At 65.2% G+C, this 17,600-nt stretch carries 18 protein-coding genes; 12 read left to right on the top strand and 6 right to left on the bottom strand.

The genetic code is table 11. The annotated features are described in order from the left end of the window. Positions 1 to 255 precede the first annotated feature (255 nt). From K2Y56_RS07515 to K2Y56_RS07500, 4 genes are all read right to left on the bottom strand, one after another. Positions 256 to 1,161, bottom strand: coding sequence for a polysaccharide deacetylase family protein (locus tag K2Y56_RS07515; protein ID WP_292506621.1), 906 nt, complete (start codon positions 1,159 to 1,161; stop codon positions 256 to 258). Beyond that, a complete protein-coding gene (locus tag K2Y56_RS07510; RefSeq protein WP_292506620.1) occupies positions 1,158 to 1,937 on the bottom strand; it encodes an ABC transporter ATP-binding protein in 780 nt (259 codons plus the stop codon). Before K2Y56_RS07510 ends, K2Y56_RS07515 begins: the two co-directional genes overlap by 4 nt. Before the next feature lie 8 nt (positions 1,938 to 1,945). Then, positions 1,946 to 2,689, bottom strand: a complete 744-nt coding sequence (locus K2Y56_RS07505; RefSeq protein WP_292506632.1) for an ABC transporter permease — start codon at positions 2,687 to 2,689, stop codon at positions 1,946 to 1,948. Positions 2,690 to 2,805: 116 nt separating this feature from the next. Beyond that, positions 2,806 to 3,753: an ABC transporter substrate-binding protein gene (locus K2Y56_RS07500; RefSeq protein WP_292506619.1), complete on the bottom strand. Its 948-nt coding sequence runs from the start codon at positions 3,751 to 3,753 to the stop codon at positions 2,806 to 2,808. A 130-nt stretch (positions 3,754 to 3,883) separates the two neighbouring features. On the opposite strand from K2Y56_RS07500, the gene K2Y56_RS07495 reads away from it, so the two are divergent. After that, the gene (locus tag K2Y56_RS07495; RefSeq protein WP_292506618.1) at positions 3,884 to 4,795 is read left to right on the top strand and encodes a LysR family transcriptional regulator; all 912 of its coding nucleotides are present in this window, start codon (positions 3,884 to 3,886) and stop codon (positions 4,793 to 4,795) included. A 274-nt stretch (positions 4,796 to 5,069) separates the two neighbouring features. Continuing rightward, positions 5,070 to 5,753, top strand: coding sequence for a winged helix-turn-helix domain-containing protein (locus K2Y56_RS07490; protein WP_292506630.1), 684 nt, complete (start codon positions 5,070 to 5,072; stop codon positions 5,751 to 5,753). A 114-nt stretch (positions 5,754 to 5,867) separates the two neighbouring features. Here the strand turns inward: K2Y56_RS07490 and K2Y56_RS07485 are convergent, their stop codons facing one another. Further along, on the bottom strand, positions 5,868 to 7,268 hold the full coding sequence (locus K2Y56_RS07485; RefSeq protein WP_292506617.1) for a flagellin: 1,401 nt from the start codon (positions 7,266 to 7,268) through the stop codon (positions 5,868 to 5,870). Between the two features lie 328 nt (positions 7,269 to 7,596). Beyond that, positions 7,597 to 7,908 (bottom strand): PilZ domain-containing protein, encoded by a 312-nt coding sequence (locus tag K2Y56_RS07480; protein ID WP_292506616.1) that lies wholly within the window; start codon positions 7,906 to 7,908, stop codon positions 7,597 to 7,599. Between the two features lie 373 nt (positions 7,909 to 8,281). On the opposite strand from K2Y56_RS07480, the gene K2Y56_RS07475 reads away from it, so the two are divergent. The 10 genes from K2Y56_RS07475 (at position 8,282) to flgD (ending at position 17,544) form a co-directional block, all read left to right on the top strand. Continuing rightward, complete coding sequence (locus tag K2Y56_RS07475; protein WP_292506615.1) at positions 8,282 to 8,737, top strand: hypothetical protein; 456 nt, start codon at positions 8,282 to 8,284, stop codon at positions 8,735 to 8,737. A gap of 156 nt (positions 8,738 to 8,893) precedes the next feature. Beyond that, positions 8,894 to 10,138: a DUF1217 domain-containing protein gene (locus K2Y56_RS07470; RefSeq protein ID WP_292506614.1), complete on the top strand. Its 1,245-nt coding sequence runs from the start codon at positions 8,894 to 8,896 to the stop codon at positions 10,136 to 10,138. A gap of 5 nt (positions 10,139 to 10,143) precedes the next feature. Continuing rightward, a complete protein-coding gene (gene flgF / locus K2Y56_RS07465) occupies positions 10,144 to 10,881 on the top strand; it encodes a flagellar basal-body rod protein FlgF (RefSeq protein ID WP_292506613.1) in 738 nt (245 codons plus the stop codon). Between the two features lie 4 nt (positions 10,882 to 10,885). Next, positions 10,886 to 12,217, top strand: a complete 1,332-nt coding sequence (gene fliI / locus K2Y56_RS07460; protein ID WP_292506612.1) for a flagellar protein export ATPase FliI — start codon at positions 10,886 to 10,888, stop codon at positions 12,215 to 12,217. A 107-nt stretch (positions 12,218 to 12,324) separates the two neighbouring features. Continuing rightward, on the top strand, positions 12,325 to 13,563 hold the full coding sequence (locus tag K2Y56_RS07455; RefSeq protein ID WP_292506610.1) for a flagellar hook protein FlgE: 1,239 nt from the start codon (positions 12,325 to 12,327) through the stop codon (positions 13,561 to 13,563). A gap of 99 nt (positions 13,564 to 13,662) precedes the next feature. Then, positions 13,663 to 15,150, top strand: coding sequence for a flagellar hook-associated protein FlgK (flgK, locus tag K2Y56_RS07450; RefSeq protein ID WP_292506609.1), 1,488 nt, complete (start codon positions 13,663 to 13,665; stop codon positions 15,148 to 15,150). A gap of 5 nt (positions 15,151 to 15,155) precedes the next feature. Next, positions 15,156 to 16,208: a flagellar hook-associated family protein gene (locus tag K2Y56_RS07445; RefSeq protein WP_292506607.1), complete on the top strand. Its 1,053-nt coding sequence runs from the start codon at positions 15,156 to 15,158 to the stop codon at positions 16,206 to 16,208. Positions 16,209 to 16,293: 85 nt separating this feature from the next. Further along, entirely contained in the window at positions 16,294 to 16,641 is a 348-nt protein-coding gene (gene flaF / locus K2Y56_RS07440; protein WP_292506606.1) for a flagellar biosynthesis regulator FlaF, read from the top strand. 8 nt (positions 16,642 to 16,649) lie between these two features. After that, positions 16,650 to 17,102 (top strand): flagellar biosynthesis repressor FlbT, encoded by a 453-nt coding sequence (gene flbT / locus K2Y56_RS07435; RefSeq protein ID WP_292506628.1) that lies wholly within the window; start codon positions 16,650 to 16,652, stop codon positions 17,100 to 17,102. Positions 17,103 to 17,127: 25 nt separating this feature from the next. Further along, entirely contained in the window at positions 17,128 to 17,544 is a 417-nt protein-coding gene (gene flgD / locus K2Y56_RS07430) for a flagellar hook assembly protein FlgD (RefSeq protein ID WP_292506604.1), read from the top strand. The last annotated feature ends 56 nt before the right edge of the window (positions 17,545 to 17,600 follow it).

Here is a 17,600-nt window from a genome sequence, read left to right as displayed (position 1 = left end):
AATTCCACCTCAGGCCGCCTGACCGATGGCCGCTCCAACTCCACCCCGAATTTCCACCTCATTGACGGACACGACCCCCCATTAAGGACTCGACGACTAGAAAGTCGGTATCGTCTCCGATTGATATGCACCGCTTCGCCTGCGCTCTCGCTGCCGGTTACGGACGTGCAGGTCGCGCGGCACTCTCAGGCGCCAGGCTCCAATTGCCGTCGCCCGTCCCTCGGTGCCCTATTGTCGAGGACGCGCCAGTCGGCTTCAGGCCTCGTCGCCGCTCCCAAGATACCAATCGACGAGGTCACCGCCCTGCCAGAACACCACGTCGCTGCGCGCGACCAGGGTGTCGAGGAGGCGTTCCAGCATGCCAATCCGATGGGGCACGCCGGTGATGTAGGGATGGATCGCAAAGCTCATCACCTTGGCGCCGCCGAGCGGTCCGCTCTCTGCGGCTTCGGCGGAAAGCCGCTCGACGGTCGCGACGGCGCGGTCCAGAAATTCGTCGGTGTGGTGATGCTGGATTGCCAGGAGCGGGATGTCGTTGAGTTCGACAGAGTAGGGGAGCGTGACGAGCGGGCCGTGAGCGGTCGCAAGCCGGCAGGGGCGGTCGTCCACCACCCAGTCGCCGACATAGGCGATACCGGCCGCAGCAAGGTGATCGGGCGTGTCCAGCGTCTCAGTCAGGCCTGGGCCGAGCCACCCTCTCGGCGGTGCGCCGGTGCAGGATCGGATGGCTTCCACCGTTCTGGCGATCGTCGCCGGTTCGTCGTCGATTCGATGGGTCGGGACTTGGTGGAAGCCGTGACCCATGAATTCCCACCCGGCAGCGTGGGCGGCCTCGGCGATCCGCGGATAGGCTTCGCAGACCGAACCGTTGATCGACAATGTCGGGCGGATTCCACGCCGCTCGAACGCTGCGAGGAAACGCCAGAAGCCGACGCGCATCCCGTATTCGTGCCAGCCCCAGTTCGGTATGTCGGGCAGGAGCGAGGCGCCGGTGGGTGCCGCCAGGATCTGGCGTGGCATCGGGTTGTCGATGAGCCAGTGCTCGACGTTCACGACCGGCCAGATCGCCACACGCTTGCCGTCCGGCAGATCGATCCGTGGCCTGTCGACGGCCGCCCGATAGGTGAGGCGGTTCTCCGGCCGACGCCCATCCGCCGTCATGCGGCCGCGCGGGCGTGATGGCTATGGAGCTGGCCCGACAGCATGCGGCGCACGTCGTTGAAGGCGGGGCTCGATACGTCTCGGCGCCGGGCCAAGTCGATCGTATGGATCGCGTCGATCCTGCCAGGGCTCGGCGACATCACCACGACCCGGTCAGCAAGAAACACCGCCTCCTCGATCGCATGCGTCACGAAAAGAACCGTGAGGCCGGTGCGGCTCCACAGGTCGAGAAGTTCATCCTGCAGGCGCTCGCGCGTCATGGCGTCGAGCGCCCCGAACGGCTCGTCCATGAGCACCACTTCGGCCTCGTTGGCGAGCACACGGGCGATGGCGACGCGCTGCTTCATGCCGCCCGAGAGCTGGTGCGGGTAGGCATCCGCAAAACGCTGCAGGCCGACGATGTCGACGTAGCGCGAGACGGTGTCGCGGATCTCGGCGGCTGGCCGGCCGCGGGATTTCGGACCGAAGCTGATGTTGTCGCGCACGGTGAGCCAGGGGAAGAGTCCGTAATCCTGGAACACCATGCCTCGGCTCGGGTCCGGGCCGGAGATGGGCTTGCCCCACATCAGCGGTTCGCCGCTGGTGGCGCTCTCGAACCCGGCCACGATCCGCAGCAGGGTGGACTTGCCGCAGCCCGAGGCACCGAGAAGGCAGATGAATTCGCCCCGGTTCACGGTGAGGTCGGCGCCTTTTAGCGCCTCCACCGTCCGGCCCTGAACGGTGAAGGACTTCGAGACACCCTTGATGTCGAGAATTGGAATCGTGGGATCAGCCATGATGTCGGTCATCCATGGGAGGGGCTCCAGGCGAGAAGACGGCGGCCGATCAGCATGACGATGCGGTCGGAGAGGAACCCGGCGATGCCGATGACCACCATTCCGCAGATGACGATTTCGGTCCGTGAAAGCTGGCGCGCCTCCATGATGATGGCGCCAAGGCCTGTCTGAACTCCGGTCATCTCGCCGACGACGATCACGACCCAAGCGAAGCCGAGGCCGAGGCGCAGGCCGGTGAAGATCGACGGGAGGGCGGCTGGCAGCACCACCCGGGCGAATTGCGACGAACCCTTGCAGCCGAGCATCGAGGCTGCCTCGAACAGGCGCGGCTCGACCGAGCGTACCCCGAAGATGGTGTTGACGAGAATGGGATAGAACGCTCCGAGGAAGACGAGGAAGTAGGCCGAACGCGGTCCGAGACCGAACAGGATCATGGCGAGCGGCAGCCAGGCGGTGACGGGCACCGGCCGTAGGATCTGGAACATCGGATCGAGGAGCTGTCGCATCAGCGGCACCCTGCCGATGAGAAGACCGATCGGGAGGGCCGTGATCACCGCGAGGGCGAAACCGCCGAAGACCCGCGACAGCGACGCGCCGAGATGCGTGAGGAGCGTCGCGCTGAAGGCGTCGTCGTTGATGCCGCCGACTGCGAGATCGACGAGAGCCGTCCACACTTCGGAGGGCGGCGGGATCAGGCTATAGGTCTTTCCCGCCGTCATGAAATGCCAGACCACCGCCAGCAGCACCGGGATCGCCAGGGCGAGCAGTGGCTCGCGCGGGCTACCGATCCGCCAGCGGAGCCGGCGCGGGCCCGCGGGCGGCGCGACGGCTGCCGCAGCCGGGCTCGTCTCCGCGAGCGGGGCGGCGCTCACGCGTCCCTCATCGCATCGACGAAGCGGGTGTCGATGAAGGTGGCGAAATCGGGCAGGCGCTTGATCTGCTTCAGCGCGAGCATGCGGTCGGCGTAGATCTTGGCCTGCTGGATCTCGGTCGGGCCGAGCTTCCATTTCAGCTCGACGTTGGGGGCGGAAATCTCGAGGGCTTCGCGCTTCTGCCCAAGCTTCTGCACCGCCATCGCGATCATCGCGTCGCGGTTCTTGCCTGCGAAGTCGGTGCCCTTGCGGTGGACGTCGAGCATCGTCCGCACCACGTCCGGCCGCTCAACGAGCGTGTCGCGGTGAGCGCCGAACACCATGTTCAAGGCACCCATTTCTGTCCCGTACGGATACTCGACAAGACTGCCGACCCCTGAGGAGAGGCTCACTCCCGGTGCAGGTTCGGCGCCGACATAGGCGTCGATGTCGCCGCGTGCGAGGGCGATGTGCATCTCGCTGAACGAGATCCGCACCGGCGTGATGTCCTTCACGCTCAATCCCTCCATGCGCATCCGCTCGAGGGCGAAGACCTCCTGGGTCGAGCCGGGCCAGAGCGCCACGCGCTTGCCCTTCAGGTCCTTGAGGCTCGCGATGCCGGCATCCTTCTTGGCGATGATCGCCATGCCACGGTTGCAGGTGGAGGCGATGATGACGAGCGGCTCGCCGGCAGCGGCGCCGAGCGTGCCGGCGGCAATCCCGAATGTTCCGAAATCGACGGATTTCGTCACGACGGCGTTCTTGCACTCCGTCGGGCTCTCGAACGGCACGACCTCGATCGTGACGCCGGCCGGGCTGAACTGCTCGTAGAAGTGGGGGGCGATCGAATGGATCAGCTTCAGCGAACCCATCCGGATCACGGTCGGGCTCTGAGCCCGCACGAGTGCGGGTGAGGCGATGAGACCAGCCCCAAGGCCGGCAAGAAAGGTGCGACGGCGAATCATGGGCGGCCAGGCTCCGACAGGTGTTGACCGCGCCACGCTAGGTCCAAGCAGTGTTGCGAACGAGTGCTGTTTGTTGACTGGACCGTTCTCGTTCAGGCAACACTACCTATGCACAAGGGATACCCACTCGATGAAGCATCTGCGGGTTCTCACCTACGTGTCGGAGATCGTCCGCAACGGATCGATCCGGCGTGCGGCGGAGCAGCTCAACATCACGCCCTCGGCGCTCACCCGGCAGATTCAGGATCTCGAATACGAGCTCGGTACGCCGATCTTCGAGCGCTTCGCCAAGGGCATGCGCCTCAACGCGGCCGGCGAACTTCTGGTGCGCCACATCCGCGACCAGATCTCCGACCTCGATCGCGTCCGCTCCCAGATCGCCGACCTCTCGGGAATACGCCGCGGCCACGTCAGGCTCGCCTGCAGCCAGGCCTTCGCGAACCATGTGGTGCCCGACGAGGTCGAGGCCTATCGTGGCCAGTTTCCGCAAGTGACCTTCTCGGTGCTGGTGCGCGATCATGCACAGGCCGTGACATCCCTGACGCAGTTTGAATCTGACCTCGCGCTGGTGCTGCAGCCGCCGCCCTCGGCGGACCTCCAGATCCTTTTCTCTTGCCGTCAGACCCTGTTCGCGATGATGCGGGCCGGGCATCCGCTGGCGCGGGAGAGCGGCCCCGTGCGCCTGCGCGAGTGCCTGATGCATCCGATGGCACTGCCGGATCGCTCGCTTGCAATTCGTCATCACCTCGACGACGCCCTGGCCCGCAAGGGCGCGCCGCTGAGCCCGGCGATCGAGTCCAGCTCACTCGAATTCCTGCGCAACCTCGTTCTGCGCGAGGACGCGGTGAGCCTGCAGGTGCCGAGCGGCATTCCCGACGATCCGCGCCTGTGCCGGCGCCCGATCGATAGCCGCGACCTTGCGCCGATGTCGCTGATTCTAGGGCAACTACGGGGGCGTACGCTTCCGGTCGCCACGGCGAAGTTCGCCGACCGCTTCGCCGGCAACCTCAACCAGCGCTACGGCGATCACACCGCCGGCTGAGCCCGCCAATGTGCCTCCGTGAGGCCGGGATGCCACGCATGCCGCCCTGGGGCGACATTCGTTAACGTGGCTTAATCGAAAATTAACCATTGCGCCACGACAAGAGGGTCAACACGAAATCTTGAGTTGACCCGCAGAAATCGCATCTTCCGAGTGTCTGGTCCCGAAAGCCCAGATCAGACGGTGCGCAAGTCTTCGATGATTGCTCTTGAATAGTGTTGTGATGGCGGTTCGCATCCGGCCATCGTCGTCTTCACTGGGGCAATGCACGACAATGTATATCGTGGTCGATGAGCGGCTGTCCGTTGCCACCGAGTACGTAGCCGGTTTTGGTGAACAGGGTGTTAGCGCCCTGAGCCTCCGAACGGATGAATTCCAGGCTTGGCTCGGCTCGACCGCTTCGGATGACCTGGAAGCCGTTCAGGGCTTCGTCCTCGGAGAACACGAGGAGCGGATCGGCTTTGCGACCAACATCCGCAGCCTGACCCATGCGCCGATCATCGCGCTCAACGAAAGCCGCTCCCTGGAGCAGACCCTCGACCTCTTCACCGCCGGCATCGACGACGTGGTGCGCCGCCCGGTCCATATCCGCGAGATCCTCGCCCGCGCGGCGGCGATCCGGCGCCGGGCGAACCGCAGCGAGGGCCAGCTCGTCCCAGCCCAGGACAAGGCCGGGCGCCTCACCGTCTATGCCAACGGCCGCGACCCCGAGATCGACGGCCAAAGCCTGATGCTGCCGCGCCGCGAGCGCCACATCCTCGAATACTTCGCCCGCAACCGCGGCCGCCAGCTCAGCCGGCTGCAGATCTTCAATGCGGTCTATTCCGCCCATGACAGCGACGTCGAAGAGAGCGTCGTCGAGGGCCATATCAGCAAGCTGCGCAAGAAGCTCAGAATGAAGCTCGGCTATGACCCGATCGAAGCCAAGCGCCTGGCGGGCTACACCTTCATCGGCTGAACGCCGGACGTTCTCTTATCTGTCAGACCACGAAAGGCCACGCTCCTGCCGGAGCGTGGCCTTTCGCATTTTATGGCTCTAACGCGACGGACGCGTCTGAGGCGGGGTCGAGCCCTATCGGAAGAGCGACAGGACGTTCTGGCTTGCCGTATTGGCGATGCTGAGCGACTGCACGCCGAGCTGCTGCTGAGTCTGTAGGGCCTTGAGCTTGGTCGACTCTTCCTCGATGTCCGCGTCGACCAGGACGCCGATGGTGCGGTCGTTGGCCTTCATCAGCGTGTCGACGAACACTTTTTGTCCGTCGATCTGGGTCTTGTTGGCGCCGAGCTTGGTGCCGGCGTCAGTCACCTTGGCGAGCGCCTGCTCGACCTGTGTGATGATGTTCTGCAGCGTCGTGTCGCCGGCGGTGCCAACGAGGCCCGAGATGTTGATCGTGCTGATCGCGTAGGCGCCGTTCAGCGTATCAAGAATGCCCTTGGCCGTCGATGTTCCAGCAGCAGAGCCGTCAGCGGTGCGTGCGTCGGTTCCCGCAACGCCGATTCCAAAGCCGACATCCACCTTGGTGTAGGTCGCCGTAACGGCCGCGTTCTGGATCGTGATCCGAGAGGCGCTACCGGCACCGCCAGCACCCGCTGCGGTGGTCTTGAACGTCAAACGACCTGCGGTATCAAGCGAAGCGCTGACCTTGCCAGCAAGCGGCGTTGCCGTGACGTCTGCCGCAATCTGGTTATTGATGGCTTCGATGAATTCGGTCGTCGTCACAGCCGACAGGTTGCTCGCGGCCGATGCCAAGGTCGCTGCGTTCAGCGTGATGGTGGCGGTGGAGCCGTCACCAAGTGTCAGGTCGAACTTAACCTCGTTCGCAGTCGCAGCATCGAAGTCGGCTGTCCCACCGGTGAACAGAGCCGTTCCCGTCAGAGACGTCGATCCAAAAAGTTGGCCAGACGTCGCCGCAGTCGTGACGCTCGTCGCGTTGCTGTCGTAGAGCTTGATCGCGTTCACGTCGACGGCGATCTTGGAGAAGGTGACGGTTCCTGTGGCGTCGCGCGAGAAGCCTGCGACGACGTTCTGCGTCGCCTGATAGCTCGTGTTGGTGGTGGCGGAGTTCACCGAAAGCCAGTTCTGACCGCTGGAGGTCGAAGAATCCGCGGTGGCCTTCATCTTGTTCTGGATGGCGGTGATCTCGGTCTGAACCTTCGAGCGATCCACGCCGGGGGTAAGAGCGGTCTGCAGCTTGGCGCGGATGTTCTGGAGGTCGGTGATGATGCTGTTGAGGCCGTTATAGGCAGTGTCGACGGCCGAAGACCCGAGGCCCAGCGAGTCCTTGACGGCACCAAGGGAAGCGTTGTCGGAGCGCACCGTGGTGGCGATCGACCAATAGGCGGCGTTATCCGCGGCGTTCGAGACGCGCTGGCCCGTCGAGACCCGGTTGCTCGTCATGTCGAGCTGGGCGTTGATGGACTTGAGGGTCGTCAGCGCGGTCATCGCCGCGTTGTTGGTCAGAAGGCTGGTCATGGCGGGGTCCGGTCGTGATGGGATGCGGGAATGGCGCGGAATTCGTGCTACCGAGCGCTCCTGCCTGGCACCTGCCTAAATAGGCAGACGTCTTCAGGGAAGCGCGTGACATCCCGGATTTGCACCGGACCAGTGGAACGACATCATGTCTTAGGCTTCTATAGCCTATCCACTGCAGTTTCGACGAATGTATCTGGGCTATAGCCAACAGAACCTTTTGCCGACGTTTTGGATCCTGCCGGACCCGCGTTAGCATCGGGTTAAATTCGGGCGCGGCCGTAAGCTGCTGTGCGTTTGCCGGCGCGAATACCCTGAGCTTTCCACAGGCTCACGCCTTGACGCCGAGCTTCCTCAAAAAGGTAACGCCGGCGAATTCGCCGCGCTGCCACCGGAGTTCGACTTCGAAAGTCCGAAGGTCGTGGGCTGCAATCATCAATTCGAAGCGCGGCGGCAGGGCGACGAGGCGGTGAAGCCGGATCTTGGCACCTTCCTGGGAAAGGTCGCGAACGACGCAGAACAGCACGGTCTCGCGGCCGATAAGGATGCGTGCCTGCTGCATCACCCGGTGTCGCCGGGGATGCCGTCGGCTCACGGGTGCCACTGTGGCGAGTGCGTGCGGCTCCGTGCGGTCGTCCGGCATCGCCTCTCTTCCTTTTCTCACCGGGTTGCTTGTCCTGCCGAGGTGCAGCGATGATCGCAAGCCTCGTTGCAAAATCCCATAGCAGATCCCAGTCAGGTTGCGGATCGCCGATGTTCATGAGGTGATGTCACTGCGATCGCGGCATCATCGGAAGTCTTGCGACGGCACAGTGACCGAGCATTTAACCATCCGTTAACCATGAAAATGTTAATCGAAACCGCTTGAACCGAAGCGATAGCGCAGCGGCATAACTTTTTCTTTGACGGGCTGACGCATGGGACGAGTGGAGAACGCCCTGACCGCCGCCACGAAGGTCGCGATCCGTCGTCCTTCGGCCAGCGCTCTTTTGCTTCGACGCGCACGCGATGCCGCTATGGAGCGTGCCGCGATCGGAGGATGCCTCTTCCTTGCAGCGGTCTCGGGCGGCTGGGCTGCCTACGGCATCGCCGGTAGCCCAAATGGCTACGACGTGCGCCAGATCGTGCCGCCTGTCGCCAACGGTTTCGCCTGGAAGAAGTCAGTCACACCGGTTCGCACCGCTGCGGCCGACCTCGATCCCCTTACCACCGGCTCGCTGCCGGAACAGCCGCGGGTCGAGGCCAACGCCTCCTCCAGTTCGTCCGCAGCCCTGCCGGTCACCGCGGCCAAGTCATACGTGCTGCGTCGGGTTTCCGGCGGGACGGCTCTCGTCGAGGGACCGAGTGGCCTCAAACAAATCGTGCCGGGCGCTGTCCTGCCCGGCGCCGGCCGCGTGATCTCGATCCGCGAGACCGGCGCAGGCTGGGTCGTCGTGACCTCGGAGACCATCATCGGCCCCGCTCCCCTGTGAGACGACCGACACAGCCCGACACAAGGTCAGGCTCCTACCTGCCGCACGTCGGACGACGACTTCAAGCCCGGAACGCACGATGACCTGCCGTCGCAACGAAGCCTTCTCACCTGACGTATTTGCGTCCTGGCGCAGCTCCCGCGCGGAGGCAGGCGCATGGTGAACACGTCGCTGAACTACCGGCTGATCGCCAAGGACCTGAACGCCTCTCTGGCTCGCAAGGCCGCAACACCGGAGGTGGCGCGCGAGACTGCCTACTACGAGGCAAATATCGGCAAGGTGAAGACGCCCGAGGACCTTCTCTCGGACCGGCGCCTCTACGCCTACGCCATGAAGGCGATGGGCCTGGAGGACATGACTTACGCGAAGGCCTTCATGCGCAAGGTCCTGACCGAGGGCGTGAAAGACCCGAGGAGCTTCGCAAACCGCTTGACGGATGATCGCTACAAGGCTTTCGCACGCGCCTTCGACTTCGCACAGGGTGCTTCGGCGAGCGGCGCCTCGGTGGATTTCGCTCAGCTTAGTGGCTCCCTTGACCTCACGGGCAGCTTCGATTTTTCGGGCATCAATGAGGTGAGCTTCTCGCTCACCAGCCAGCTCGACGCGAATACGACGAAAACGGCGATGATCGTCCTGAACAAGACGACGCTGTCCTCGCTCGCCGCCGACCTGAAGTCGGTGACAGCCCAGGAGATCGCCGCCGCCATCAACTCTCAGATCGATGCGTCAGGGGAGACCAATCTGAAGGGTAAGGTCCAGGTTGGAATCGGTATCCGCAACAACCTCTTCGTCCAGACGATGGCCTATACCAACCTCGGTGCCGACGGCGCTTCCGGCGGAACCGATTTCGATGCGGATGCGGTCTACTTCGCGGGCGGCAGCAACCGGACGCTCGCGATCGCCAACATCCCGCTCTCTGCGCCAGGTCAGACCGCTCTCGACATCGGCTTCGGTACCGGCCTTGCGCCCGATGCCAAGGCGAAAAGCGTTACTGAGGCCTATCTGCGCCAGACCTTGGAGGCCGATGCCGGCGCCGAAGATACGGGCCTTCGCCTCGCACTCTACTTCTCGCGCGTCGCCCCTTCGGTGAGGAGCGGATACGGCATCCTCGGTGACAATGCCCTGTCACAGGTCGTCAAGACGGTCCTCGGCCTGCCGGACAGCACCGGCGCCAGCGCCATCGACCGGCAGGCAGCGATTATCGAGAACAAGGTCGACCTGTCGAGCTTCCAGGATCCGGCGGCTTTGTCCCGCTTCATCCAGAAGTTCACGGCGATCTGGGATGCCCAGAACAACACCGCGAGCGATCCGATTCTCGCCCTGTTCGCATCCAGAGGCTCGTCCTCCGGCGTCGACGCGGACCTCCTGCTCAGCGTCACCCGTAACCGGTCGGGGGGCTGACGGCCGTGCAGAATGGGATCTACGTCGCGCTCTCCGCGCAAATTAACATGGAGAAGCGCCTCAACGCGGTGGCCAATAACGTCGCCAACCTTTCCACCGCAGGCTACCGCGCCGAAGACACGCATTTTGAATCCCTGCTGGTCAAGGCGAGCAAGGGGCCGATCGCCTTCGCCACCGTCGACGACACCTACATCTCGCGTCGGGCAGGTCCGGTCTCCAAGACCGACTCGCCGCTCGACGTCGCCATTCAGGGCGATGCCTGGCTCAGCGTCGGTGGAGCCAAAGGCCCGGTCTATACCCGTGACGGGCGAATGAAGATGGATGCGAACGGCCAATTGCGGAACATGTCCGGGCAGCCTGTCCTGGATCCCGGCGGAGGGCCGATCCTGCTCGATCCGCAAGCCGGTCCTCCGGTCATCAACCGCGATGGCGGCATCTTCCAGGGTGAGGGTCCGAATGCCAATCAGGTCGGCTCGCTCGGGCTTTTCACCATCGATCCGAGGGCTCGTCTCGAGCGGGCCGAGGCCAACGCCGTGACGACGAGCATGCCGGCGCGTCCGGTTCAGGACTTCACCCGGATGGGCATGATCCAGGGCCACATCGAAGGCGCCAACGTCAACCCGGTGATGGAGATGACGAAGCTCATCACCATCCAGCGCGCCTTCGAGAGCGCTGCGACCCTGACGTCCCAGACCGAAAACTCGTTCCAGGGTGCGATCCGCTCCTTGAGCCCCCAGGGTTAGGCCGATGAGCGGCGACGCGATCGACCGCCTCGGGGCGGCACTGACGAACGGCGGCGAGGCCTTGCCGCTGATCCGCTTCGGCGGCACGATCCAGGAAATCACGGCGAGTGCGGCCCGCGTCGCAGGCGCTACGGCCTTCGTCACGCTCGGCGACCGCATGGGCTTCACGGCTGGCGGCCGCGAGCAGATCGCCGAGGTGGTGCGGGTCGATGCCGGCGGCGTCACTCTCAAGCCATTCGAGTCGCGGATCGAGGCCGGGATCGGCACGGCGACCTTCCGGCTCGGCAAGTCCTGCCTTCGGCCCGACCAAAGCTGGAAGGGCCGCGTGATCGACGCCCTCGCTCGCCCGGTCGACGGCCGCGGCGCGCTCGGCGCCGGGCCGGACGTCGTTCCTGTGGAGGCGACCCCGCCGCCGGCGATGGAGCGTGCCAGGGTTCAGGGCGCCCTGCGCACTGGAGTCAGGGCGCTCGACTTGTTCACGCCGCTCTGCTTCGGCCAGCGCATCGGCGTCTTCGCCGGTTCGGGCGTCGGGAAGTCGACGCTCCTGGCGATGCTCGCCAAGGCGACGGGCTTCGACAGCGTCGTGGTCGCACTCGTCGGCGAGCGCGGTCGCGAAGTCCGCGAGTTCCTCGAAGGCGCCATGGCCGCGAGCCTCGACCGCGCGGTGATCGTCGTCTCCACCGGCGATGAGAGCCCGATGATGCGGCGTCAGGCGCCCAAGGTCGCGATGGCGATCGCCGAGTCGTTCCGTGATCGCGGCGAATCCGTGCTGCTCATCGTCGATTCGGTCACCCGCTACGCCCACGCCGCTCGCGACGTCGCCCTGGCGGCCGGCGAGCCGGCGGTGGCCCGCGGCTACCCGCCGAGCGTCTTCTCCGACCTGCCGCGGCTCCTCGAACGGGCCGGGCCCGGGCGCGACGGAACCGAGGGCAGCATCACCGGCATCTTCGCCGTCCTCGTCGACGGCGACGACCACAACGATCCCGTGGCCGACAGCATCCGCGGCACACTTGATGGCCATGTCGTGCTCGACAGGACGATCGCCGAGCAGGGCCGCTACCCGGCCGTCGACCTGCTCGGGTCGATTTCGCGCCTCGCCGGCGAGGTCTGGACGCCCGAGCAGCGCGAGCTCGTCCGGCGTCTGAAGGCGATGATCGCCCGCTTCGAGGAGACGCGGGATCTGCGCCTGATGGGCGGCTACCGTGCCGGGGAGGATCCCGACCTCGATCAGGCGATCACCCTGGTACCTCGGATCTACGAGGGCCTGCGGCAGGAGCCGCACATGCCCGCGAGCGAAGACGCCTTCCTCGAACTCGCCCAGTCCCTGCGAAGCTAGAGGCAACGCATGTCGGAAAACCACCGTCGCCGGCGGCTCCCCAAGCTCCACGCAAGCAATCCTTCCTCTAGTGCCCTCCACGGCCGAACGATCGTCAAGGTGACCTCATGAGCCTGATCTCCGTGTTGCGAACCGGCACGTCCGGTATGAATGCCCAGTCCAACCGTATCTCGACGGTAGCCGAGAACATCCAGAATTCGAGTACCACCGGCTACAAGCGCGGCTCCACCGAGTTCTCTTCCCTACTCATCGACGGCAATGCGAGCGGTAACTACACCTCGGGTGCGGTCGAGACCACGATCCGCCGTTCGGTGAACGAGCAGGGACCCGTCACCTTCACGACCTCGAAGACGGACCTCGCCATCCAGGGCAACGGCTTCTTCGTGGTCTCGGACCAGAGCGGCGCTCCCTCCCTGACCCGGGCTGGCAACTTCGTGAGGGACGACGCCACCGGTTCGCTCGTGAATGCCGGCGGCTTCGCGCTGATGGGCTACGCCCTCGACGTCAACGGGCAGCCCTCGCCGGTCCCGTCGCTCAACAGCACCGACGGCATGGTTCCGGTCAACCTGACCGCCTTCAACCTCAAGTCGGCGCCGTCCACGAGCGGAACCTTCTCCGGCAATCTGCCCTATGACGCGGCTGTGATTCCGGCCGCCACTGCGGTCCCTGCAGGCAGCGCCTACTCCAAGAAGACCTCGCTCGTGACGTTCGACAATGTCGGCCAGAAGGTCACGCTCGATATGTACCTCGTCAAGACCGGAGCCGATACCTGGTCGACGAGCATCTATGACGCCGGTGTCCCTGCGAATTTCCCCGCGACGCCGCTCAACACCGCGACCATGACCTTCGATTCCGTGGGAAAGATCGCGAGCACGACGGGCGGGACCTTCACAATCCCCAATGGCAAGTCGTTCACCCTCGACACGAAGAACGTGACCCAGCTCGGCGCGCCCTATGACCTGACCGGCACGGCCAACGGGCAGGCGCCTTCCGCGGTGACCGGTTCGGAATTCGACGCGGACGGGACTGTCTACGCGATCTACGAGGACAACTCCAAGGTGGCCGCCTTCAAGGTGGCGGTGGCCGATGTCGGTAGCCCGGACAATCTCGAACCTCGCGCCGGCAACATCTACCGCACCACCAACGCCTCCGGCGACATCCAGATCGGTTTTGCCGGCATCGGCGGCCGCGGCGTGATCAAGTCCGGGGCGCTGGAGCAATCCAATGTCGACGTCAGCACCGAGCTTACCAGCATGATCGAATCGCAGACGGTGTACACGGCGAATTCGAAGGTCTTCATGACCGGCAACGAGATGCTCGACACGCTGATGAACCTCAAGCGCTGAGAATTACAGTTGCCGCTCCGGCGGCGGCTCCCAGCTCCGATCACTAGGGGACGCGCCGCCCGGCGCATCCCGCACCACCAGCCCGCCAGGAAGACGACGATGGGCCTCTCACTCGCGCTCAACAATGCGCGCGCCTCCTTGGTCGCGACATCGAGCCAGATCGGCGCGGCGTCCCGAAATACGACGGGAGCCGATGACCCCTCCTATTCGCGCAAGATCGCGTCCCTCGTCAGCGGCGGGGGCGGCGTCTCCGTCAATATACAGCGCGCTACCGATTCCGCCCTGTTCGCCCGTCGGCTTCTGAGCATCTCCGATGCAGCCGCCGGCGAGGCGGTGAGCAAAGGGCTCGCGAGCCTCGGCCAGACCGTGGGCGACACCAACGATCCGACCTCTCCCGCCGCACGGCTCGGGGCGCTCGGCGCTGCCCTGCAGACGGCGGCCAACCGTCCGGACGACGCCCAGCTCGCCCGCGACGCCGTCGAGAAGGCCCGCGACCTCGCGACCAGCCTCAACGGCGCGGCCAATGCCGTCCAGGCCGTGCGGGCCGAGGCCGACACGGCCCTCGCGGGCTCGGTCTCCACGATCAACGACCTCCTTGCCCAGTTCGCCGTCGCCAATTCTGCGGTGATGCGCGGAAGCGCCTTCGGCGCCGATATCAGTGATGCCCTCGACGACCGCGATCGCATCCTCTCCTCACTCTCGGAGGAGATCGGCATCAGCACCCTCGCACGTCCGGGCGGCGAGCTCGCGATCTACACCGATAGCGGCGTACCGCTGTTCGACCGCACCGCCAGGCGCGTGACCTTCAAGGAGACCGTGGGCTTCGCCGCCGGCACGGTCGGCCAGAGCGTCATTGTCGACGGCGTGCCGGTGACCGGCGCGGATTCGCCGATGCTGGTGCAGTCCGGACGCATTGCAGGTCTGACGACGCTCCGTGATGAAGTGACGGTAACGTATCAGGCACAGCTCGACGCTGTCGCCGGCGGTCTCGTCGATGCGTTCTCCGAGACCGGCGATCCCGATGGCAACGGCGCAGTGACCCTCGCCGGCCTGTTCACGGGCGCTGCAGGAAACGTCGTCCCGAACGGTATTTCGGCCAGCAATCGCGGTCTGGCGGCCTCCATCCGCATCAACGCGGCCGTCGATCCCAGGGTCGGAGGCAATCTCGCCACCCTGCGGGACGGCGGCATGAACGACAACGATCTGGCGCTTAACCCCACCGCCTTCCGCTCCAACCCTGGCACGGAGGCCGGGTACGCCGGCCGCCTGCGCGGCCTCTCCGCGGCTCTGGGCTTAGAGCGTAGCTTTGATCCGGCGGCTGAATTGCCCGGCACCATGAGCCTGCAAGCCTTCGCCGCGGCCTCCGCAGGCTGGCTGTCCAACGCGCGTAAAGCTGCCACCGCCGAGGCGGACTATCAGTCGACGCTGCTGTCACGTGCGAGCGAAGTTTACTCCAATGCCGTCGGCGTCAATGTCGACGACGAAACCGCCCGGATTCTTCAGCTCGAACAATCCTACACCGCCTCGGCCCGGCTGATCTCGGTGGTGGACCAGCTCATCAAGACCCTGATGGACGCGGTGCGATAGATCCCATGAGAACCAACGCCATCTCCACCGCAAACCTTTGGAACTCGCCCCGCATGGGCGTCGCGCGCGCGCAGGCCGAGATCGCGACCGCGAACCAGGAACTCGTGACTGGGCGCCATGCCGATATGGGCCTTGCCCTCGGCAGCCGAACAGGCGCCGCGTTCATCCTGCGCCAGAAATTGGCGGAACTGACCGCCCTGCGAGACGGTAACGATACGACAAGCCTGCGGCTCAGTTCGAGCCAGACCGTCCTCCAGCAGATCCAGTCCGGAGCGGATGCGACGCTCAAGACCCTGATCGGGGCGCCGCCGGATCAACGCGCCGAGATCGTGCGCAAGGCGGCGACAAGCCAGCTCGCGGCTCTGACGGCCGCCCTTAATACGAGCGCAGGCGGCCAATCGATCTTCGGCGGCACCAATACGCTGGAATCGCCGATGGCTGTCTATGCCGGCACGCCCTCCTCCACGGCCAAGCAGGCGGTCGATGCCGTCTTCGCTTTTCAGCTCGGCACGCGTGGCAGTGCCGCGCTCGCCACGGTAACCGCTGTCCAGATGTCATCCTTCCTCGCCGAGCCGAACGGCGCCTTCGCCACCTTGTTCAACGATGCGAATTGGGCCTTGAACTGGTCGGATGCCTCCGACACCACCATCGACAGTCAGGTCTCGCTCACCGACAGGGTTCAGACGTCTGTGAGCGCCAACGCCGCAGCGGTCCGCGACGTGGCAAAGGCTCTCGTCATCGCCTCTGACCTCGACCTGTCGAGCTTCTCCGCCGAGGCGCAGGATGTGGCTTTCGAACGCATCGCGGACCTCCTCGGATCTGCCAGCAAGGGCCTCGTCGCCCTTCAGGCGGATCTCGGCCGCTCCCAGGCGACGATCACGGATGCCAACACCCGGATGGAGGCGCAGAGGACCCTGCTGACGAAGCAGATCGGCCAGCTCGAAGGGGTCGATGTCGCTGAGGCCAAGACGCGGATCGACCAGCTCACGACGCAAGTCCAGATCTCCTACTCGCTGACGTCGCAACTCCGCCAACTCAGCCTGGTCAACTACCTCTAGAGATCCGCCGAAACGCTGAGCCGACACAGCTCTCCTGCATGATCTTCAAGACGGCAGGGACAGGACATACGGGGCCATCACCGCGATGTATCAATTTTCCTATGCCGAGATCCTGGAGGACGCCCCCGAGATCGGGCGGCAGCGCGAGCTCGCGGCTTTCGATCGTGCCCTCGACCTCCTGCGGATCGCGGAGCGTCCGGATGCCAGCCAGAAGGACCGGGGTACCGCCGCGAGCTTTCTGCAGAACCTCTGGTCGGTGCTGATCGACGACCTCTGCAACCCCGAGAACGCGCTTCCGGAGGCCCTGCGCAGCGACCTCATCAGCATCGGCCTCTGGAGCATGCGTGAGAGCGGCGAGGTCTTGAGCACACCTGGACGCAGCCTCTCTGGCCTCATCGAGGTCAATACTTCCGTTCGGGACGGCCTGCGGTGAGCAAGGCGATGCATCTCTCGCTGCGCGCGGGCGAGCGCGTCTACATCAACGGCGCGGTCCTTCGCGTCGACCGGAAGGTGTCGATCGAACTTCTGAACGACGCCACCTTCCTGCTCGAGAACCACGTGCTCCACGTCGACCAGGCGACGACGCCGCTGCGCCAGCTCTACTTCGCGGTACAGACCATCCTGATCGAGCCGGCACAGGCCGACCGCGCCCGCGAGATCGTACGCGGCCTCGAAATCGGCCTTCTCTCGGCGCTGGCCGAGCCCGAGCTCCGCGACGGCGTCGTAGCCGCCATCGCCCTGGTCGAGGCGAACCGCCTGATCGAGGCGCTGAAACTCATCCGGGGCCTCTACCGCGCCGAGGCCGCCATCATCGAGGGCGAACCCGCCGTCACCCGCACGAGGCCGATCCCGGCCGAGCCGCGTCGCACGCAACTTCAAGACCGCACGGCCTGAGGCCGCAGCCGGAAAGGCACCGACCATGGACGTCAGCAGCAGCACTTCGAACGGCACGTCGCAGGCCAGGACGACGGCGGGCGCCGCGAAGGCGGCGACGGGCTTCGCGGCCTCGCTGAACGCCGATACATTCCTGACGCTGCTCGTCACGCAGCTCAAGAACCAGGACCCGACGAAGCCGATGGATTCGACCGAGTATATCGGCCAGATCGCGACCTTGTCGCAGGTCGAGCAGGGCGCCAAGACAAACCAGAAGCTCGACGACATCCTCTCGTCGAGCTTCCTGTCCCAGGCCGACCAGATCATCGGCCGTACGGTGACCTCCTCCGACGGCATCGTCACCGGCCAGGTCAAATCGGTGATGATCACGAGCGAGGGGGCGGTCGCCAAGCTGATGGACGGGCGAAGCCTGCTCCTGTCCGAGGGCATCACGGTATCCTAAGGGCGGGCCGGGCTCGTCGAGGAAGCAGTTCCCTTGCCCGCATCCGCGTGGGAAGG

The sequence above is a fragment of the Methylobacterium sp. genome, assembly GCF_019745455.1.
Lineage (GTDB): Bacteria > Pseudomonadota > Alphaproteobacteria > Rhizobiales > Beijerinckiaceae > Methylobacterium.
Note: the sequence above shows the minus strand (reverse complement) of the source record. Positions and strands in the feature narration are given on the sequence as shown.